Origin of the sequence: Rhizobium terrae (genome assembly GCF_003425685.1) — a bacterium.
Taxonomy (GTDB): domain Bacteria; phylum Pseudomonadota; class Alphaproteobacteria; order Rhizobiales; family Rhizobiaceae; genus Neorhizobium; species Neorhizobium terrae.
In genome coordinates this window covers 200,324-220,140 of sequence record NZ_QJKM01000013.1, presented here as the reverse complement: position 1 = coordinate 220,140, position 19,817 = coordinate 200,324, and the positions used below count along the sequence as shown (strand labels likewise).

18 protein-coding genes are annotated in these 19,817 nt (G+C 63.6%); 9 read left to right on the top strand and 9 right to left on the bottom strand.

The window, feature by feature from the left end; genetic code table 11:
• From DMO26_RS34190 to DMO26_RS23875, 5 genes are all read left to right on the top strand, one after another.
• Positions 1-222: hypothetical protein (locus DMO26_RS34190; protein ID WP_205421257.1), on the top strand; the 222-nt coding region annotated here is incomplete at its 5' end.
• A gap of 90 nt (positions 223-312) precedes the next feature.
• Positions 313-1,269, top strand: coding sequence for an ornithine cyclodeaminase family protein (locus DMO26_RS23890; RefSeq protein WP_117194662.1), 957 nt, complete (start codon positions 313-315; stop codon positions 1,267-1,269).
• Positions 1,266-3,764, top strand: a complete 2,499-nt coding sequence (hrpB, locus tag DMO26_RS23885) for an ATP-dependent helicase HrpB (RefSeq protein ID WP_117194661.1) — start codon at positions 1,266-1,268, stop codon at positions 3,762-3,764. The genes DMO26_RS23890 and hrpB overlap by 4 nt, the downstream gene beginning before the upstream one ends.
• A gap of 77 nt (positions 3,765-3,841) precedes the next feature.
• Positions 3,842-5,158, top strand: coding sequence for an ActS/PrrB/RegB family redox-sensitive histidine kinase (locus tag DMO26_RS23880; protein WP_226951404.1), 1,317 nt, complete (start codon positions 3,842-3,844; stop codon positions 5,156-5,158).
• Between the two features lie 73 nt (positions 5,159-5,231).
• Complete coding sequence (locus tag DMO26_RS23875) at positions 5,232-5,807, top strand: ActR/PrrA/RegA family redox response regulator transcription factor (RefSeq protein ID WP_117194684.1); 576 nt, start codon at positions 5,232-5,234, stop codon at positions 5,805-5,807.
• Here the strand turns inward: DMO26_RS23875 and DMO26_RS23870 are convergent, their stop codons facing one another.
• Positions 5,808-6,311 (bottom strand): MmcB family DNA repair protein, encoded by a 504-nt coding sequence (locus tag DMO26_RS23870; protein ID WP_117194683.1) that lies wholly within the window; start codon positions 6,309-6,311, stop codon positions 5,808-5,810.
• A 177-nt stretch (positions 6,312-6,488) separates the two neighbouring features.
• On the opposite strand from DMO26_RS23870, the gene DMO26_RS23865 reads away from it, so the two are divergent.
• Positions 6,489-7,154 carry a L,D-transpeptidase gene (locus DMO26_RS23865; protein ID WP_117194659.1) on the top strand — a complete coding sequence of 222 codons (666 nt, stop codon included), beginning with the start codon at positions 6,489-6,491 and terminating at the stop codon, positions 7,152-7,154.
• A gap of 218 nt (positions 7,155-7,372) precedes the next feature.
• On the opposite strand, the gene DMO26_RS23860 is transcribed toward DMO26_RS23865, so the two are convergent.
• From DMO26_RS23860 to hslV, 8 genes are all read right to left on the bottom strand, one after another.
• Positions 7,373-9,544, bottom strand: a complete 2,172-nt coding sequence (locus tag DMO26_RS23860; RefSeq protein ID WP_117194658.1) for a malate synthase G — start codon at positions 9,542-9,544, stop codon at positions 7,373-7,375.
• Between the two features lie 101 nt (positions 9,545-9,645).
• Positions 9,646-10,554, bottom strand: coding sequence for a LysR family transcriptional regulator (locus tag DMO26_RS23855; protein ID WP_117194682.1), 909 nt, complete (start codon positions 10,552-10,554; stop codon positions 9,646-9,648).
• Positions 10,555-10,658: 104 nt separating this feature from the next.
• Positions 10,659-12,662, bottom strand: coding sequence for a hydantoinase/oxoprolinase family protein (locus DMO26_RS23850; RefSeq protein WP_162895039.1), 2,004 nt, complete (start codon positions 12,660-12,662; stop codon positions 10,659-10,661).
• A gap of 155 nt (positions 12,663-12,817) precedes the next feature.
• Positions 12,818-14,233: a cytochrome P450 gene (locus DMO26_RS23845; RefSeq protein ID WP_117194656.1), complete on the bottom strand. Its 1,416-nt coding sequence runs from the start codon at positions 14,231-14,233 to the stop codon at positions 12,818-12,820.
• A 60-nt stretch (positions 14,234-14,293) separates the two neighbouring features.
• Positions 14,294-15,229 (bottom strand): DUF1402 family protein, encoded by a 936-nt coding sequence (locus tag DMO26_RS23840; protein ID WP_117194655.1) that lies wholly within the window; start codon positions 15,227-15,229, stop codon positions 14,294-14,296.
• Positions 15,230-15,433: 204 nt separating this feature from the next.
• Entirely contained in the window at positions 15,434-16,741 is a 1,308-nt protein-coding gene (gene hslU / locus DMO26_RS23835; RefSeq protein ID WP_117194654.1) for an ATP-dependent protease ATPase subunit HslU, read from the bottom strand.
• Between the two features lies 1 nt (position 16,742).
• Positions 16,743-17,255 carry a GNAT family N-acetyltransferase gene (locus DMO26_RS23830; RefSeq protein WP_117194653.1) on the bottom strand — a complete coding sequence of 171 codons (513 nt, stop codon included), beginning with the start codon at positions 17,253-17,255 and terminating at the stop codon, positions 16,743-16,745.
• Positions 17,248-17,775, bottom strand: a complete 528-nt coding sequence (gene hslV / locus DMO26_RS23825) for an ATP-dependent protease subunit HslV (protein ID WP_117194652.1) — start codon at positions 17,773-17,775, stop codon at positions 17,248-17,250. The genes DMO26_RS23830 and hslV overlap by 8 nt, the downstream gene beginning before the upstream one ends.
• A gap of 218 nt (positions 17,776-17,993) precedes the next feature.
• Between hslV and hisB the strand changes: the two genes are divergently transcribed.
• From hisB to hisH, 3 genes are read left to right on the top strand one after another with little or no spacing between them, the layout of a single operon-like run.
• Entirely contained in the window at positions 17,994-18,602 is a 609-nt protein-coding gene (gene hisB, locus DMO26_RS23820; protein ID WP_117194651.1) for an imidazoleglycerol-phosphate dehydratase HisB, read from the top strand.
• 34 nt (positions 18,603-18,636) lie between these two features.
• Entirely contained in the window at positions 18,637-19,125 is a 489-nt protein-coding gene (locus DMO26_RS23815) for a DUF2628 domain-containing protein (RefSeq protein ID WP_117194650.1), read from the top strand.
• Entirely contained in the window at positions 19,125-19,775 is a 651-nt protein-coding gene (gene hisH, locus DMO26_RS23810; protein WP_117194649.1) for an imidazole glycerol phosphate synthase subunit HisH, read from the top strand. The genes DMO26_RS23815 and hisH overlap by 1 nt, the downstream gene beginning before the upstream one ends.
• Positions 19,776-19,817: the final 42 nt, after the last annotated feature.

Genomic DNA, 19,817 nt, shown 5'->3' with positions numbered 1-19,817 from the left:
CCATCAGCATTCCAGCCAACTTCTCAGAGATTGTGCAGAAGAAACCAAAATTTCTCCAGAACGAAGATCGTCGTCGCCAAAAGCGCCGCCGCCCTCGTCAGTGACACGGCTTATACTCACACCCCCCCTCAGCCGTCAACAGCGGTTTTTAAAAAAATGTCATTTTTCTTCGCCGCCCCCGGATTCAACCCCGAAACCGCATTAAAAATACGCACAGATTAAGAAAAGAGCAGTTTTACGAGCGCAAAAACCGCTTTTCCGCCGCCGATCCGGATTGCTAGGGTGCGGCCATATTCGGCTATGGAGTTTGGCATGCTGGTATTGGACGAGGAACAGACACGCGCAGCACTTCCCTTCCCGGAACTCATCGAAGCGGTCGAGGCGATGTTCCGCAGCGACTGCGTCATGCCGGTGCGCCATCATCACGACATGGAGGTACCGGGCGAGGCGAATGCCGTCATGCTGCTGATGCCGGCCTGGGTGCCGGGCGAGCATATCGGGGTCAAGATCCTCAACCTCTTTCCGGACAATCATCTTCGCGCGCTACCGACCATCATAGGCAGTTATCTCCTCTCCTCGGGCAAGACCGGCGAGATGCTGGCCATGGTCGAGGGCGGCGAACTCACCGCAAGACGCACCGCCGCCACCTCCGCACTGGCATCCAAGTACCTCGCGCGCGTAGATGCCGAAACGATGCTGATGGTCGGCACCGGCCGGCTGTCGCTCAACCTGATGCAGGCCCATGCGGCGACGCGGCCCCTGAAGCGCTTCCTGATCTGGGGACGCAGTCAGGCAAAGGCCGAGGAGACCGCAAGGGACGCCAAGGCGCTCGGATTGAATGCGGCCGTCGCCCATGATCTCTCCGAAGCCGCACGCGACGCCGACATCGTTTCCTGCGCGACGCTTTCCAGCGAGCCGCTGATCCGCGGCGAATGGCTGAAGCCCGGAACCCACCTCGATCTCGTCGGTGCCTACAAACCGACCATGCGGGAAAGCGACGACGAGGCGGTTCGCCGTTCGTCGATCTTCGTCGACACGCGCGCCGGAGCGACCAAGGAGGGGGGCGATATCGTACTGCCGATCCAGAACGGGGTCCTGACAAAGGACGACATCAGGGCGGAAATGGCGGAACTCGCGCAAGGCAGACATCCCGGCCGCACGAGCGCAGACGAGATCACGCTCTTCAAGTCGGTGGGCGCGGCGCTCGAAGATCTCGCCGGAGCCATCCTCGCCTATCGGCACGCAAGCGGCCGGGTTTCCCGCCGATGAGCGTTTCGCATGAGGGCGGGCCGATTGCGAAAAACCTGCCGAAACTCCCTGTTTGCGAGGTTCTGGAAGAGATCACGGCCGCGCTTTCCGGGGGAACCCGCGCCGTGCTGTCCGCGCCGCCGGGCGCCGGCAAGACGACGGTCGTGCCGCTCGCACTGCTCGACGAAGCATGGTGCACGGGCAAGATCATCCTGCTCGAGCCGCGGCGGCTTGCAGCGCGTGCGGCGGCGTCGCGCATGGCCTCGCTCCTTGACGAGAATGTCGGAGAACGGGTCGGCTATCGCATGCGGCTCGACAACCGGGTTTCTTCGCGGACCCGCATCGAGGTGGTGACGGAAGGCGTTTTCACCCGCATGATCCTCGACGATCCGGAGCTTGCCGGGGTTTCCGCGGTGATCTTCGACGAGTTCCACGAACGTTCGCTGGATGCGGATTTCGGGCTGGCGCTGGCGCTCGACGTGCAATCGGCCTTGCGCGACGACCTGCGGGTCCTCGTGATGTCGGCGACATTGGATGTGGAACGGGTGGCCGGGCTGCTCGCCAACGGTGATCGGCGGGCGCCGGTCATCGAGAGCGAGGGCCGGACTTTTCCGATCGACATCCGGCATCGGGACCGGATGCCGAACGAGCGGATCGAAGATGCGATGACGCGCGCCATCACCGAGGCGCATGCGGACGAAACCGGGTCGATCCTGGCTTTCCTGCCGGGACAGGCGGAAATCACACGCACGACCGAACGGCTCCAGGGCCGGTTCGGACAGGAAACCGTGATCGTGCCGCTTTACGGCAATCTTTCCCAGAAGGAACAGGACCTGGCGATCAGGCCGGCGCCGGCGGGGACCCGCAAGATCGTGCTCGCCACATCGATCGCCGAAACCTCGATCACCATCGACGGGGTCCGGATCGTCATTGACAGCGGATTGCAGCGCCTGCCGGTCTTCGAGCCTTCGACCGGGATCACGCGGCTGGAGACGGTGCGCGTTTCCCGCGCCTCTGCCGATCAGCGGGCGGGTCGCGCCGGCCGTACGGAGCCAGGCATCGCGATCCGGCTCTGGCATGTGGGGCAGACGGCGGCACTTCCGGCATTCACGCCGCCGCAGATCCTGGCAAGCGATCTTTCCGGGCTCGTGCTCGACCTCGCCCACTGGGGCGTGCAGGATCCGAAGGCGCTTGCCTTCCTCGATCCGCCGCCCGGACCGGCCTTCAACGAGGCCAGGGCGTTGCTTACCCAGCTCGATGCCCTGGATGCCCAGGGCGGGCTGACCGAAAAGGGCCGGCTGATGCGCGAACTGGCGCTTCCGCCCCGGCTTTCCGCCATGGCGATTTCGGCGGCAAAAGAAGGTTTCGGGCGGCAGGCCGGCCTGCTGGCGGTGCTCCTGACCGAACAGGGGCTTGGCGGTGGCGACGTCGATCTCGACGAGCGGCTGCGACGGTTCCGAAACGAGCGAGGCGAACGGGCCGAAGCGGCAAGAAAGCTTGCCGAGCGGATCGCCTCGAACCTGCCCAAGGGGCAGCAGTCCGGCGAACCGGTCCCGGCGGGCCGGCTTCTTATGCATGCCTTTCCGGACCGGATCGCGCTGCAGCGAGGCGGACGCGGGCGTTTCGTGATGGCCAACGGTCGCGGTGCGGAACTGCCGGAAACGGAGCGGCTCGCGGCGTCGCAGATGCTGGTCGTCGCCGATCTGACCGGGCGGGCCGCGCAGGCGCGCATCCTCGCGGCAGCCGGAATCAGCCGCGCCGAGGTGGAGGCGGAGCTTTCCGGCGCGATCGTCCGGAAGGACGAGTGTTTTTTCGACGGGGCGAGCCGCCAGGTGCGTGCCCGCAGGGTCACGCGGCTCGGCGCCATCATCTTCGAAGAAAAGCCGCTGCCCCGGCCGAGCGGGGAGCAGGTTGCGCGGGCGCTCGCCGATGGGGTGCGGGAGCTGGGACTTCAGGTTCTGCCTTTTTCAAAAGAGGGTGCCCAGCTGCGGGACCGGATCGGCTTCCTGCACCGTTCGATCGGCGAGCCATGGCCGGACATGGGCGACGAAACACTGCTCGACCGGCTGGAAGACTGGTTCGTTCCGTTCCAGGGGAGTGCATCCGGCCTGGATGCGATCAATCCCGGAAGTCTTTCGGAGGGGCTCAGATCGCTCATTCCGCATGACGTCGCGCAGGATCTCAACAAGCTGGCGCCGACGCATTTCGAAGCGCCGACCGGCGAGCGCCATCCGATCCGCTACGACGGCGAGGAGCCCGTTCTGGCGATCCGGGTGCAGGAGCTGTTCGGGCTCAAGAAACACCCGGCGATCGCCGGCGGAAGACTGCCGCTGCTTCTCGAATTGACCTCGCCGGCGCATCGGCCGATCCAGACGACGCGGGACCTGCCGGGTTTCTGGGCCGGCTCCTGGAAGGATGTGCGCGCCGAAATGCGCGGACGTTATCCCAAACATCCCTGGCCGGAGGACCCTGCGGAAGCGCAGCCGACCACGCGTGCCAAACCGCGCGGGACGTGACAGAATGCCGCCTGCGACCTGACGTCGTGCCGGTTTAAGAAAGCGATCCCAGATATCGCGGAAGATGAAGGCAGACCGTGAGCGTAGACAGTCCCTCCGTGCGTTTTGCGCAATTCGGCCCGTCGAGCCGGCGCATCCGGCTTCAGACGCTGGTGCGGCTGCGCTGGCTCGCGGTCGCCGGCCAGACGATCACCGTGGTGATCGTCGGATTGCTGCTCAGGTTTCCGCTGCCTCTTCAGGAGGCCGGCATCCTTATCGGCGCGTTGGCGGTCGCCAATCTCGCGCTGTCGGCCTGGTTTCCGCCGACCCATCGGCTGGGGCCGAAATCGGCGCTGGCATTGCTCGGCTTCGACCTTCTGCAGATGGCGGCACTGCTGTTCATCACCGGAGGACTGGCCAATCCGTTCGCGCCGCTGATCTGCGTGCCGGTCATCATCGCCTTTGCCTCGCAGCCGCTCCGCCATTCGCTGGTGCTGATCGTCTTCGCCCTGGTCTGCACCACGGTGCTCGCCTTTTCGCCCTATGCCGTGCCCTGGTACGAAGGCGAGACGCTGCGGATCCAGCCGGTGATGCAACTCGGGGTCTGGTGCTCCATCGCCTCGATGATGATGTTCGCGGCGTTTTATGCCTATCGCGTTTCCCACGAGGCAACGCTGCTTGCGGATGCGCTGGCCGCCACCGAACTGGTTCTGGAACGGGAAAAACATCTTTCTCAACTCGACGGGCTGGCGGCGGCGGCAGCGCACGAACTCGGCACGCCGCTTGCGACGATCAGCGTCGTCGCCAAGGAGATGGAGCGCGAGCTTGCCGGCGACGAGCGGTTCCGTGAAGACGTGCAGCTTCTGCGAAGCCAGAGCGAACGTTGCCGCGACATCCTTCGCCGGCTCACCTCGCTTTCGGCCGAAAGCGAGGAGCATATGCGCCGGCTACCGCTTTCTTCGCTGGTCGAGGAGGTGGTAGCGCCGCATCGGCAGTTCGGCATCGAGATCGAACTCATCGAACGGAATGAACGCGCCAGCGAGCCGATCGGCAGCCGCAATGCCGGCATCATATATGGGCTCGGCAATCTGATCGAAAACGCCGTCGACTATGCCAGGAGCAAGGTGATCGTCACCGTCGAGCACGATACCGAGCGAGTGGCGATCACCATCGAAGATGACGGCCAGGGTTATGCGCCGGATATTCTTTCGAGGATCGGCGAACCCTATATGACGAAGAGGCCGCGAGAGGACGAGCGGGCGGGCGGCCTCGGGCTTGGCCTCTTCATCGCCAAGACGCTGCTCGAACGCTCGGGGGCTTCCATCCGGTTCGGGAATCGCGATGGCGGCGAGCCTGGCGCCCGCATCCATATCGAGTGGCCGCGTTCCGTGATGGAAGCGGCTGACTCGAAATGAGTTGGCCAAGGCGCGCCGAACGCTCATAATGAAAGAAAGCGGGACCTTCGAAGATCCCGCGGAGTGGAAGAGAATGGAAACACACGTGGAACAGACTACGGCTCATGTCGACTCCGGCCTTGGCCCCGACCCGTCCCTGCTGATCGTCGATGACGACGGCCCGTTCCTGCGCCGTCTGGCCCGTGCCATGGAAAGCCGCGGTTTCGTGGTCGATACGGCGGAGTCGGTGGCGGAAGGCATCGCCAAGTCGAAGGCGCGACCGCCGAAATATGCGGTGGTCGACCTGAGGCTCGGCGACGGCAACGGTCTCGACGTGATCGAGGCGATCCGCCAGAGCCGCGAGGACACCAAGGTGATCGTGCTGACCGGTTACGGCAATATCGCGACGGCGGTGACGGCCGTGAAGCTCGGAGCGCTCGACTATCTCGCCAAGCCCGCCGACGCCGACGATATCTTCGGCGCCCTCACCCAACGACCGGGCGAACGGGCAGACGTGCCGGAAAATCCGATGTCGGCGGACCGGGTGCGCTGGGAACACATCCAGCGCGTCTACGAAATGTGCGAACGGAACGTCTCCGAGACCGCCCGCCGCCTCAACATGCATCGCCGCACACTGCAGCGCATCCTGGCCAAGCGCGCGCCGAAGTGATCAAGCGCCCCCTTCCTCGGCGCCTTCGAAACTCTTGCCGGTCGCCCATTCGGCCAGCATCAGGCGCTGGGCGGCGGCGCGGGAGAAGTTGAGCGTCATCGCCTTGCGGGTGGCCGGCGGCAGCTTGTGTTCCGGCGCTTCACGCAGCAGATGCCCGCCATAACCGTCCGAAAGGAAGAGGCCGCAGTCTTCCGGGAAGATCTCCAGCGGCACATCCTTGTGTGTGGCGAAGAACAGCCGGTCGCAATAGGCGCGATATTCCGGCCATTTGCGATCGACGCGAAAATCCTCGATGGAGGTCTTGATCTCGACGATCCAGATCTCGCCCTTTTCCGAGATCGTCACGAGGTCGGCGCGCCGGCCGCTCGCCAGCACCAGTTCCGGCAGAACCGCATGGCGCATGTCGTGCAGCAATATCTGCACGCCCTTGCGCACCAGCATGGCGCGGGCCGACTGGCGTCCATCTATTAACGGATTGTTACTCGCAAGGTTGAGTATAGTCATGAATTCCCGGATACCGCGCCTAAGGATGTTGCAAAAACGCAATGGCGTTTTTCAATCATGCGCCGGCTCTCATTTGACGCATTGCAGCGCTTGCCAAGCGTAATCTAATCGAAAATAACCCGTCATCAAAGGTGGTCATACACCCGTCTCAATCGATTCGTTATCCAAGAGATTTCCATGCGCCTCCGCAATAGCATGCTCGTACTCGGCCTGTTGGCTACCGCTGCCCTGGCCGGTTGCTCCACCGCGAATCCCGGCGCCCAGGTCGCCGGCGTCAGCTACACCGAACAGATCTTCTCCGACTCCTACGGTTCGGTAAAGGATGCCGGCTATACTCTGCCGGCCATCCCGATCACGCGGGTGGACAAGAAGTTCGTCCGCCAGGTCGTCAACTATTCGACCGACGAAAAGCCGGGCACGATCGTCGTCAACACGCGTGAACGCCACCTGTACTACGTCCTGCCGAACGGCCGCGCGATGCGCTACGGCATCGGCGTCGGCAAGCAGGGTTTTGCCTGGTCCGGCACGGCCTATGTCGCCTGGAAGCAGGAATGGCCGACCTGGCATCCGCCGAAGGAAATGGCTGCCCGCCGCCCCGACGTCGCCAAGTATGTCGAGGACGGCATGGGGCCGGGCCTCAGCAATCCTCTCGGCGCGCGCGCCATGTACCTTTTCAACGAAAAGGGCCAGGACACGCTCTTCCGCCTGCATGGCACGCCGGAATGGGCTTCCATCGGCACCGCCGCTTCGTCCGGCTGCATCCGGCTGATGAACCAGGACATCATCGACCTCTATAGCCGCGTCCGTCCGGGCCGCCAGACCAAGGTCGTGGTTATCCAGTAATCGCAAAATTCGACGAGAATGAGAAAAGGCCGCCGGGAGATACCGGGCGGCCTTTTTCGTTTTGACGCTTGTGTTGAAGTTTGCCGCTCACCCTTAACCCTCTCCCCACGTACGGAGGGAGGAAACGTGCCCCACTCAACGTGAGATCGCGGAAACCAGCGCGGCAAGTTTCCCGCGATTACGGGGAGAAGATGGCGGCAACCGGATGCGCTCAGCGCTTAACCCGCAAGCTTCGCCTTCAATTCCAGACGGCGGCGATGCAGCACGGGCTCGGTATAGCCGTTCGGCTGCTCGCGGCCTTTCAGCACCAGATCGAGCGCTGCCTGGAAGGCGACGGAACCGTCGAAATCCGTGGCCATCGGGCGATAGAGGGGGTCGCCGGCATTCTGGCCGTCGACGACCGCCGTCATGCGCTTCATCGTCTCGACGACCTGTTCTTCGCCGATCAGCTTGTGATGAAGCCAGTTCGCCATGTGCTGGGCGGAAATGCGCAGCGTCGCCCGGTCTTCCATCAAGCCGATATTGTTGATGTCCGGAACCTTGGAGCAGCCGACGCCCTGGTCGATCCAGCGCACCACATAACCGAGAATGCCCTGGGCATTGTTGTCGAGCTCGCGCTGGATCTCCTCCGGCGTCCAGTTGGGTCGCGGCGCGACCGGAACCGAAAGAATATCGGAGAGCTTCGCGCGGGCGCGGCTCCGGAGGCCGGCCTGTACGGCGGCAACATCCACCTTGTGATAATGCGTGGCATGCAGCGTGGCCGCCGTCGGCGACGGCACCCAGGCGGTGTTGGCGCCCGCCTTCGGATGGGCGATCTTCTGTTCCAGCATCGCCGCCATCAGGTCGGGCATGGCCCACATGCCTTTGCCGATCTGGGCGTGGCCGGAGAGACCGCATTCGAGGCCGATGTCGACGTTCCAATTCTCGTAAGCGGCAATCCAGGCCGCCTGTTTCATGTCGCCCTTGCGGATCATCGGGCCGGCTTCCATGGAGGTATGGATCTCGTCGCCGGTGCGGTCGAGGAAACCGGTATTGATGAAGACCACCCGCTCGCGCGCCTCGCGGATGCAGGCCTTGAGGTTCACCGTCGTGCGGCGCTCCTCGTCCATGATGCCCATCTTCATCGTATTGGTCGGCAGGCCGAGCGCCTGCTCGACACGGGAGAAGATTTCGCAGGCGAAGGCGACCTCCTCCGGCCCATGCATCTTCGGCTTCACGACATACATGGAACCATGCCGGGAGTTCTTCCGCCGCCCGTTCGGGCCGATATCGTGGATGGCGATCAGTGCGGTGACCATCGCATCCATGATGCCTTCGGGAACCTCGTTGCCCTCGCGGTCGAGAACGGCCGGATTGGTCATCAGGTGGCCGACATTGCGGATCAGCATCAGGGAGCGGCACTTCACCTCGAAGGTCGAGCCATCGGGAGCGTTGTATTCCAGGTCCGGGTTGAGCTTGCGGGTGAAGGTCTTGCCGCCCTTTGAGACTTCCTCCGTCAGGTCGCCCTTCATCAGGCCGAGCCAGTTGCGGTAAACGACGACCTTGTCTTCCGCGTCGACAGCCGCGATCGAATCCTCGCAATCCATGATCGCGGTGATCGCCGATTCCAGCCAGACATCGGAAATGCCGGCTGGATCGTCCCTGCCGATCGCCGTCGTGGCGTCGAGCAGCACTTCGATATGGAGACCGTTCTTTCTGAGAAGGATATGCGTGGGTTCCGAAGGCTCGCCGAGATAACCGGCAAACTGCGCCGGATCCGCAAGCTCGACCGTCTGCCCGTCCTGGGCAGCGGCCTTCAGCCTGCCGCCGGTGATGACGAAGGAAGTCACGTCAGTCCATTTCGCGCCGGAGAGCGGCACGGACTGGTCGAGAAAATCGCGCACCCAGGCGATGACCCTTGCGCCGCGAACCGGATTGTAACCCTTGCCCTTCTCCGCTCCCTCGGTCTCGGGGATGGCATCCGTGCCGTAGAGCGCATCGTAGAGCGAACCCCAGCGGGCATTGGCGGCATTCAGCGCGTAACGGGCGTTCATCACCGGAACGACGAGCTGGGGACCAGCAATTTCGGCGATTTCCGGATCGACATTGCCGGTCGAAACGGTGAAATCCGCGCCTTCCGGCAGCAGGTAGCCGATCTCGCGCAGGAAGGCTTCGTAGGCGGCCAGATCGTTCGGGGCGCCGTTCCTGCGGTACCAGTCGTCGAGCCTCGCCTGGAAGGCATCGCGCTTGGCGAGCAGGTCGCGGTTTTTGGGCGCGAGATCATGGACGATCTTCGAAAACTCCGAGAAGAACCGGCCGGCATCGACGCCCGTGCCCGGCAGCGCTTCCCTGACCAGAAAATCATGCAGCTTTTCGTCGATCGCGAGACCGTTCTTTTCAATGCGAGCCATCGGCTCCTCCTCGATCCGGAATTTTCGCGGAGTCTCACGGGTGACGGGACAAATTGCAATGGCACAAATTTCAAAGGACTTATGCCTGACTGGAAACAATCCTAGTCTCTCGCAGACCTCTCCCAATAGGGCACCGGACCATAGAGATCGGCAAGATATTCGATGAACACCCGGACCTTCGAAGGCAGATGCTCGCGGCTGGGATAGACCGCCGAGACGGCGACGTTCCTGGAGCCCTCGTATTGCGGCAGGACGCGCACCAGCCGGCCCTCCTTCAGCTCCGTGCCGATATCCCAGGTGGAGCGCAGCGCAATGCCGAGGCCGGCGATCACGGCCTCCCGGATGACCTCGCTGGAATTGGTGTTCAGACGGCCGGCTGGCCGGTAGACCAGCGGCCCCTGGGGGCTTTCGAGACGCCAGGGCTCGCCGTTGTGCGCCGTCAGGCAATGGTGGGTCACGAGTTCCTCCATCGTTTCGGGAATGCCGTAACGCTCTATGTAGGAAGGCGCTGCGCAGAGGATCCGCCGGACCTGGACAAGTTTGCGGGCAACAAGACTCGAATCCTTGAGTTCGGAAATACGGATCGCGACATCGTAACCCTCCGCGATGATGTTCGTGAATTCATCCGAGAGCGTCAGATCGATCGACAGAGACGGATGCGCCTGCATGAAGGTCGGCAGGTGGGGGGCGATGTGCATCCGACCGAACGAGGTCGGCGCGGAAATCCGCAGGTTTCCCGTGATCTCCGTCGATTCGCCGGAGACGAAGCGCTCTGCGTCCTCGATGCCCGTCAGCACGTTGGCGATGCGATCGTAAAATCCCCTTCCGGCGTCGGTCAGGCCGATCTGACGGGTCGTGCGCTGCAAAAGCCGGGTGCCGAGCTGTTCCTCCAGCCGCTTGATGCGCTTGGAAACCACGGCGGGGGAGAGTCCAAGGCTTTTGGCGGCGGCGGACATGCTACCGGTGACCACGACTTTGACGTAGATTTCCAGATCGCCGAGATTGGTGATCATGCGGTTCTTTCCTGAATGGAATAGGTGCAGGCCAATTTATGCCGAAGAAACAGGCTGCAGCAAAGTGCGCAATGTTTAAGCCTGGGCCTCCGGGCATCAGATCAGCCTGCCGCCATTCTCGGCCGGCCCGTCGCCGTGGCAGTCACGCGCGCTTCCACCAGTTTTCGCGAGCCTTCGATTTCCGGCGCGTCCAGTTCCTCGAAGACGGCCACGACTGCATCATCCGCGCCGTCCGCCTTTGCCTGTGCCATTGCTGCATCGACGGCACGCTTGCGGGCCTCCGCCAGGCCCGCGGCCTCGCCGATCACGACAAGCCGTTCACCCGCTCCGGAGAGGATGAAACGCCCTTCCTCCGGAGACGTCACGACGACCGTCACCGTGGAACGAACCCGACCGACCACGGCGCCGATGGCATTGGCGACATCCGCATCCACCGGAATGACCGGTTCGGCGCCAAGCATGTCCGCCACAGCCGGATAATAGACCGGCGCGGAAGCTCCGAGACCGACCAGCGGACGATCGAGCATGATGGAAAACCGGGCAATCCCGGCTGTACGTTTCAACGCCCGATCGACGGCAAGGGAAACGGCGGGATCGATCGCTTCCGCGCCATCTTCGGCAAGGCAGGCGGACAGCACCGCTTCGGCCGACTGGCGCGTCAGCCGGTTGACGATCTTTTCGGCGAGCGCTTCTGCCGATGTGGCGATCTCGCGTCCGGCCCCGTCCTTGCGCCGGGCGGCAAGCGCGAGGCCCAACTGCGCGGCTTCCTGCCGCCATTGGTTCTGCCGGGTCAGGACATGCAGCGCATCGGACGGCGTGATGCCGGAAAGATGCACGAGCCCCCGGGCCACCAGCCGGTCGAGGATCGCCCTCTGCGAATTCATCGTCAGGAGTTCGTTGAGAGGGATCGGGGTAACGCCGATCCGCGCATAAAGCGCCTGTTCCGGCGGCTGCAGGCCCTGGGCCATCGCCTCCGGCACGCCGGTGCGCACCGCGAACCGGCCGTCATGCCGGCCGGCATGGGAGGCGCGCAGCTGCCTTTCCAGCGCCGAAACGACCAATTCATCATGCGCCATCGCGATGAGGCTGAGCGGCAGCACCCGGCGCGGGCCGAGTGTGAACTTGGCTTCCAGGCCGCGATCGTCGATGTGGATTTCCGAATCACCGCCAAGCCCGTAGGTGCGCAGGGCCACGGCTTCCACCATCGTCCGATGGCCGCCGACGACGGCACCTTCCTCCGCAAGCTTCGGCCGGCCGTCGTCGAGAACAGCGACATCCGTGGTCGTGCCGCCGATATCCGACACCACGGCCTGGGCGAGCCCCGTCAGGTACCGGGCTCCGACGAGGCTTGCCGCCGGGCCGGAGAGAATGGTCTCGATCGGCCGCAACCGCGCTTCCGCCGCGGAGATCAGCGCGCCATCGCCGCGAACCACCATTAGCGGCGCGGTTATACCCTTTTGCACCAGGAAATCCTCGCAGGCGCCGACCAACCGGTCGATGATCGATACCAGCCGGGCATTCAGGAGCGTCGTCAGCGCGCGGCGCGGCCCGCCGAGCTTCGAGGAAAGTTCGTGACTGCAGGTCACCGGCAAATGGGTGAGTTCGCGGATTCGATCCCGCGTCCGGATTTCGTGAGCCGGATTTCGGACCGCGAAATAACCGGCGACGGCGAAGGACGAAACAACCACGGACAACGACGCCATCGCTTCTTCCAGCGCCGTCATGTCGAGCGGCGTTTCGTTGCCGTGCACATCATGGCCGCCGGGCAGGAAGACGACCGGATCGGTTCCGAGCGCCTCTGCAAGCCCGCCGCGCGCGAGATCGTCCGGGGTAAAGCCGATCATGATCAGCGCCGCGCGGCCGCCCTGGCCTTCGACCAGCGCATTGGTCGCGAGCGTCGTGGAGATGGAAACCAAGCCGATCTTCGATGCCGAAATGCCGCTCCTGCCGAGTGCGGCATCCACCGCGCCCGCAATGCCGACTGCAAGATCGTGGCGCGTGGTGAGCGACTTTGCCTTGGCGACGACGCCTTCGCCTTCCCGGAACAGCACCGCATCCGTGTAGGTGCCGCCGGTATCGATGCCGAGGAGGAAGGGAGAAGCCACGCGAAACTCCTGAAGATCGTCCCCCGACCAATAACGCATGGCCGGCAAAGATCAATTCGCCGTGGAAGACCTTGCGCATCGATCCGAAAATCGGAATCGATTTCCGGAAAGTACGATGCACCGGATTGAAACGCAGCGGTGTCCTCTGTGCGCCATCAATGTCGTACGGCGCCGTAGTGCCGCGGGCTGACCCGCATCGGCATGCCGTCCCGCGGCTGGGTCGTCAGCTTCTGCACAGGCCAGACCTTGGTTTCCGGCGTCGCGTCGAACCGGTAGCGGTGCATCAGCACCGCAAGCGCGATCACCCCTTCCTGCAGCGCGAAGGTGGCGCCGATGCAGGTGCGCGGGCCGACGCCGAAAGGGAGATACTGGAAGCGGTTCAGCCTGCCGCGGTTTTCCGGCAGGAACCGTTCCGGCATGAAGGCGCGCGGCTTTTCCCAGTGCAGTTCATGGCGATGCAGCGTCCAGGGCATGACCAGCACGGTGACGTCCGGATCGATCCTGATCGTCTCGCCCTCCGGGCTCGTCCAGGAGTCGGCTTCGATCGCCGCCCGATTGATCGACGGCGCCGGCGGATAAAGCCGCAATGCCTCTTCGAAGGCGGCACGCACCCAAGGCATCAGCTCGAGCCAGTCGACCGGATCGGCATCCTCCGCAAGCACCCGGTCGATCTCCTCCTCCATCCTTTCCCGCACATGCGGCGAATGGGCGACGCAATAGAGCGTCCAGGCGAGCGCCCGGGCCGTCGTCTCATGGCCGGCGCCGATGAAGGTGAGGATGTTGTCCTCGATCTCTTCCATGGTCAGGCCATCAGGGCCGGCAAGCCCAAGAAGCAGCGTCAGGAAATCCTGCGGCACGTCGTCCGGCGTCCTGCGCATCCGCTCCTGCCGCATGGCCATCGTGTCCGAGACGATGCCGCGGAACTTGTCGAGCATCCGCCGGCCGCCGAAACGGGTGAGCCGCGGCACCCAGGGCGGGGCGCGCATCATGTCCATGGGGTCGATGCGGCCCATCCGGTGAAGGAGCGCGTCGACATCCTCGGAGATGGTTTCCTTGTCGCCCGCGATCTCGCCGGAAAACAGCGTTTCCGAGAGGATCGCATAGGTGAGATCGGTCATGTCGACGGAAATGTCGAAGAGTTCGCCTTCGGGGCCGACTTCCGCGTAGCGCTCGACGAATTCCTCCGTCGCAGCCAGCATCTGGCCGGCAAAGCCGCGCGAATGTTTCGGCGTGAAGACCGGGGCCATGGCCTTGCGGCAGCGTTTCCAGACCTGGCCTTCCGCCGTTAGCAGGCCATCCCGCAGGATCGGCCGCAAGACGAGCTGGCGGACTTCGGACATCCGGTAGTTCGCGACATTGTCCACCAGCAGGTGGCGGATGAGATCGGGATGGTTGGCGACGATCGTCCGTTCCCTGAAGAACTTCGTCTCCATCCAGGGCAGCGTGTAAGCTCCCTGCCCCCAGAGCTCGAGCGGATTACGGAGCCCGATCCAGATGACTTCGGGCGGCGTCAGCAGTCGGCTGCGCGGCACCGGCGCCGGCGGGACGAAGGGTTCTGGGCGCATGTCCATGGCGATCCTCCGAAGGTTATCACCTCGGCGGAATATCAGCGTCCGGGACCATGATTTCAACTAGAGAAGGGATCGCAATTCCGCGAGCTTGTCGTTCACCAGCCAGCCGTAGTAGTTTTCCTCCGGCAGGCCGCCGCGCGCCCTCAGCGCCGCGGCGCGCTGCGCCGAGCCGCCGGTATTGTAAAGCGTGGCGGTGATGCCCGGATTGCGGGAAATATCGACGCCCGCGATCGTCTTGTAATCGTCGATCGAGCGGCGGATGTTGGCGGCCATGTAGGCGAGCGACTTGTCGGGGTCCATGATCGCGTCATAGACGGCAGCCGCCTTGTTCTCGTCGAGCTGCGGGTAACCGGAGGTCTTCGCCACCATGTCCGAGAGCATCAGCGCCGTCAGCGGGTTGACCTGGCCGAGGCCGAAGGTCTGGCCGGCAAAGAAGGGCTGGAAGAACACCGCGCTGAAGCGGTTGTCCGGATAGGACTTGCCGCCGACGACCCGGTCCCGGAACGCCTTTTCCCAGACGTTCTCGCGGCAGGTCCAGAGCTTATAGGAGTCGTCGAAGTCGTCGCACTTGTCGAATTCCGGCCGCGCAACGAAATCCTTGATCGACTCGTCACCATAACCGAAACGGAAGCTGTTGCCGGCATAGGCGGCGGCCTTGACGTAGTAAGTCTGCAGCCGGTCGTAGGCGTCGACATTATAGGTGTGCTCGCCGACGATCGCCCCGATCATGTGGATCGGCTCGATGCCGTAATCGGCGGCAGTCGCCTTGATCTTGGCGATCAGCTTCTTGTCGGTGGCGAGCAGATCGCGGATCTTGTCGTATTTATCGTCGAACGTGGTGCGGCCTGCCCGGGTGCGGCGCACCGAGGCTCCGGGGATCTTCGGCTGTTCGGCGTGGCGGTTGCCTTCCGGCACCACGGTCAACCCTGCCGCTGAAACAGGCAGGGCAGCCGACAGGGCGGCAACGGCAAGCAATGCGACAAGAATGCGTTTCAAGATTTGCGTGTCCAGGACTTCAGTGCCGATCGCGGCAGGATGCTCAAAGTCATTCCAACCGACTCACCCCGGGAGTCGATCACTTCATGAAAGCGCGCCTCCCTTACGTGAAGCATACGCTGCCTGTCGAGGCAGACGCATTCAAAATATCGTCAGATTCTCATAAATGGCAGCCGGACGTTGCCCGACTGCCACGTCGCCCGATCAAAGAATATAGCGCGAAAGATCGGTATCCGCGGCGAGATCGCCCACATGCTTGCGGACATAGTCCGCGTCGATGGTCACCGCCGTGCCGCTCTGGTCCGGAGCGGTGAAGGAGATCTCGTCCAGCACCCGCTCCATCACGGTCTGCAGCCGGCGGGCGCCGATATTCTCGACCGAAGAGTTCAGATGCACGGCGACATCCGCCAACGCATCGATCGCATCCTCGGTGAAGTCGAGGGTCAGCTGTTCCGTTTCCATCAGCGCCTTGTACTGGCGGATCAGGCTCGCCTCGGTTTCGGTCAGAATGCGGCGGAAGTCCTCCTTGGTGAGCGGCCGCAGTTCGACGCGGATCGGCAGGCGGCCCTGCAGTTCCGGCAGAAGGTCGGAGGGTTTCGCCACGTGGAAGGCACCCGAGGCGATGAACAGGATATGGTCCGTCTTGACCGGCCCGTATTTGGTGGAAACGGTCGTGCCTTCGACGAGCGGCAGGAGGTCGCGCTGCACGCCCTCGCGGGAAACGCCGGCGCCGAGCCCGCCGTCACGGGCGGCGATCTTGTCGATCTCGTCGAGGAAGACGATGCCGTCGTTCTCGACCGAGCGTACGGCCTCGCGCTGGATGACTTCGTTGTCGATCAGCTTGTCGGATTCGTCGCGGATCAGCTCGCCGTAGGATTTCGAAACCGTGGTGCGGACCTTCTTGGTTCGGCCGCCCATCGCCTTGCCGAACATTTCCGAGAGATTCAGCACCCCGATATTGGCGCCCGGCATGCCGGGAATCTCGAAGCCGGGCATGCCGGAGCCGGTATCGGCCACTTCGATATCGATTTCCTTGTCGTCCAGCTCGCCGGCCCGCAGCTTCTTGCGGAAGCTTTCACGGGTGGCGGGCGACGCGGTGGCGCCGACGAGGGCATCCAGAACACGCTCTTCGGCGCTCATATGGGCCTTGGCCTGCACTTCGGCGCGTTTCTTCTCGCGCACGAGGCCGATGCCGACTTCCACGAGATCGCGAATGATCTGCTCGACGTCGCGGCCGACATAACCGACTTCGGTGAATTTGGTCGCCTCGACCTTGATGAAGGGCGCGCCGGCGAGCTTCGCCAGGCGGCGGGAGATTTCCGTCTTGCCGACGCCGGTCGGCCCGATCATCAGGATGTTCTTCGGCATCACTTCGTCGCGCAGGCTCTCGTCGAGTTGGTGGCGGCGCCAGCGGTTGCGCAGGGCGATCGCCACCGCGCGCTTGGCATCGTGCTGGCCGATGATGTGCCGATCCAGCTCGGAGACGATTTCCCGGGGTGAAAAGTTACTCATGTCAAATCCGTTCTTCTGGTGCGTCCAGCGCCATGAAATGGGCCGGACCGTATATGGATGTCCTGGTATCGATGTGGCGGAACCCCGCCTTCTCATAGGCGCGGATCGCCCTGGCGTTTTCCGGATCGGGATCGATGACGAGCCTGACGGCGCCGCCTGCGAAAAGTTCGGCGGCGAGCTGGCGGACGATCGCGCTGCCGTGGCCCATGCCGACCAGCTCCCCGTCACCGATCGAGATATCGATGCCGAGCGTGCCCCTGGGCTGATCCTGGTAGGGATGGTCCTCTTCCAGGTGCGGATCGTAATACTGAAGGTAGGCGATCGGCCTGCCTTCCAGCTCGACGATCATCGGCCGGGTTTCGACGCTTTTCATCGATGCCTCGATGCTCGCCAGTTCCTCATCGACCGCTCCCCACCATTGCGCGATATGCGGCTCGGCGAGCCATTTCGCCAGCAGCGGAAAATCCTCCGCGGCGACATCGCGAAACACATAGCGGGGCGCTCCCTCAGCCATCGGCGTCCAGCGTTTCGATGACCAGGTTGTGGTTGGTGTAGACGCAGATATCGGCGGCGATATCGAGCGCTTTCCGGGCGATCTCCTCGGCCGACTTGTCCGAATCCATCATGGCGCGGGCCGCGGCATAGGCGTAATTGCCGCCGGAGCCGATTGCGATCGCGCCATGCTCGGGCTCCAGCACGTCGCCGTTGCCGGTGACGGCCAAAGTCGTCGACTTGTCGGCAACCAGCATCATCGCTTCGAGATTGCGCAGGTATTTGTCCGTCCGCCAGTCCTTGGCGAGCTCGACGGCGGCGCGCATCAGCTGGCCGGGATATTGTTCGAGCTTCTTCTCGAGCCGGTCGAGCAGCGTGAAGGCATCGGCGGTCGCGCCGGCAAAACCGGCGATCACCTCGCCCTTGCCGATGCGGCGTACCTTGCGGGCATTGCCCTTCATCACGGTCTGGCCGAGGCTCACCTGGCCGTCGCCCGCCATGATCACCTTGCCGCCTTTGCGGACTGTAATAATCGTTGTCATTCGGCACCTGTTGGCCCGCCTCGCGGGCATTCGTTTGGGAGCGCCACGGCTCCGTTGGTCATCTATGTAAGGTCAGCCCGGGCGAATGCAATCTCGTGACGCGATGCGGCATAAATACCCCGGCTTTTGCTGGATATTTGACTTTGCGCCTGATAAGGAGCCGTGATCGAGGGACCAAGTCAGACCCGAGTTCCGGTCCCGGGCATGGAGAGACCCTGATGGGTGAAACGACAGTCGCACGCGTGGGCAAGATTTCCCGCAAGACCAACGAAACTTCCGTCTCCGTTTCCGTCAATCTGGACGGCACCGGCGCGGCCAGGATTTCCACGGGCGTCGGCTTCTTCGATCACATGCTCGACCAGCTTTCGCGACATTCGCTCATCGACATGGAAATCGACGTCAAGGGCGATCTGCATATCGACGACCATCACACCGTCGAGGACACCGGGATTGCGCTCGGCCAAGCGATCTCCAAGGCGCTCGGCGACCGACGCGGCATCGCCCGCTATGCCTCACTCGACCTTGCCATGGACGAGACCATGACCAAGGCGGCGATCGACGTGTCCGGCCGGCCCTTCCTAGTGTGGAACGTCTCCTTCAGCGCGCCGAAGATCGGCACATTCGATACCGAGCTGGTCCGGGAGTTCTTCCAGGCCTTTGCCCAGAATGCCGGCATTACGCTGCATGTGCTGAACCATTACGGCGCCAACAACCATCATATCGCCGAGACCTGCTTCAAATCCGTGGCGCGGACCCTGCGCGCCGCGACCGAAATCGATCCGCGGCAGGCCAATCGCGTCCCCTCCACGAAGGGAATGCTGGTCTGACGCTTCCGGGAGACATTCCCCAGGAAAGCGACCCATGAGAAGCTATCTCGTTCTCACTCCTCCCGATCACCCCCAACGGGTGCCAGACAGGGATCATCATTCCACGCTTGTCCTGCAGGACGGGTTTTCCTGGACGGCGCTGATTTTCCCCTGGATATGGCTCCTGTGGAACCGGCTGTGGCTGCCAGCTGCCATTGTATTCCTCCTCCAAATCCTGAGCGGCCTGCTGATGACCATGCCCGAATTCGAGCTGGCCGGCGGCTTGCTCGGTCTCGCGGTCAGCCTGATCGTCGCGCTCGAAGGCCGACATTATCGCTCCGAAACGCTGATCAGACGTGGCTGGACCCTGGAAAAGGTCGTCGCCGCACCCGATCTGGATGTTGCCGAGGAAATCTACTTCTCCAGCCTTCCCGAACCGGAAAAACAACCGATGCCGGTTTCGGCGGAATGGGCGAAACAGGGAAAGCCCGCCGCCGGCTGGCAAGGCCCCCAGATGGGCCTCTTCGAACATGGAGGACGCTGATGCGCGTCGCAATCATCGACTACGGGTCCGGTAATCTCCGTTCCGCGACAAAAGCCTTCGAACGCGCCGCCCGCGAAGCCGGCATCGATGCGGTGATCGACCTGACCGACAAGGCGGAAGCCGTCGCCACCGCCGACCGGATCGTGCTGCCGGGCGTCGGCGCCTATGCGGACTGCCGCGCCGGCCTCGACGCGGTGCCGGGCATGCACGAAGCGATCCTCGATGTGATCGAGCACAAGGGCCGCCCCTTCCTCGGCATCTGCGTCGGCATGCAGCTGATGTCGTCGCGCGGGCTTGAAAAGACCGTCACGCAGGGGTTCGGCTGGATCGAAGGCGACGTCGTCGAGATGACGCCGGACGACCGGAACCTGAAGATCCCGCAGATCGGCTGGAACACGCTCGACCTGCATCACCCACACCCGCTCTTCGAAGGCATTCCGACCGGGCCGGAGGGGTTGCACGCTTATTTCGTGCATTCCTACCATCTGGCGGCAAGACACCGGGCAGACGTGATCGCCACCGCCGAGTACGGCGGCGCCATGACCGCCTTCGTCGGGCGCGACAACGTCGCCGGTTCGCAGTTTCACCCTGAGAAAAGCCAGGCTTTGGGCCTTGCTTTAATCGCCAATTTCCTGCGCTGGAAGCCATAGGGGGATTGCCCCTGGGCTCGCGCGAACTGCCAAGGACAGAAG

Coding starts and splice junctions, on each gene's coding strand:
- DMO26_RS23875 (WP_117194684.1), top strand. CDS start 5,232: ATGGAAACACACGTGGAACAGACTACGGCTCATGTCGACTCCGGCCTT.
- DMO26_RS23870 (WP_117194683.1), bottom strand. CDS start 6,311: ATGACTATACTCAACCTTGCGAGTAACAATCCGTTAATAGATGGACGC.
- DMO26_RS23845 (WP_117194656.1), bottom strand. CDS start 14,233: ATGGACATGCGCCCAGAACCCTTCGTCCCGCCGGCGCCGGTGCCGCGC.
- DMO26_RS23865 (WP_117194659.1), top strand. CDS start 6,489: ATGCGCCTCCGCAATAGCATGCTCGTACTCGGCCTGTTGGCTACCGCT.
- hslU (WP_117194654.1), bottom strand. CDS start 16,741: ATGAGTAACTTTTCACCCCGGGAAATCGTCTCCGAGCTGGATCGGCAC.
- DMO26_RS23830 (WP_117194653.1), bottom strand. CDS start 17,255: ATGGCTGAGGGAGCGCCCCGCTATGTGTTTCGCGATGTCGCCGCGGAG.
- hisB (WP_117194651.1), top strand. CDS start 17,994: ATGGGTGAAACGACAGTCGCACGCGTGGGCAAGATTTCCCGCAAGACC.
- DMO26_RS23890 (WP_117194662.1), top strand. CDS start 313: ATGCTGGTATTGGACGAGGAACAGACACGCGCAGCACTTCCCTTCCCG.
- DMO26_RS23815 (WP_117194650.1), top strand. CDS start 18,637: ATGAGAAGCTATCTCGTTCTCACTCCTCCCGATCACCCCCAACGGGTG.
- hslV (WP_117194652.1), bottom strand. CDS start 17,775: ATGACAACGATTATTACAGTCCGCAAAGGCGGCAAGGTGATCATGGCG.
- hisH (WP_117194649.1), top strand. CDS start 19,125: ATGCGCGTCGCAATCATCGACTACGGGTCCGGTAATCTCCGTTCCGCG.
- hrpB (WP_117194661.1), top strand. CDS start 1,266: ATGAGCGTTTCGCATGAGGGCGGGCCGATTGCGAAAAACCTGCCGAAA.
- DMO26_RS23860 (WP_117194658.1), bottom strand. CDS start 9,544: ATGGCTCGCATTGAAAAGAACGGTCTCGCGATCGACGAAAAGCTGCAT.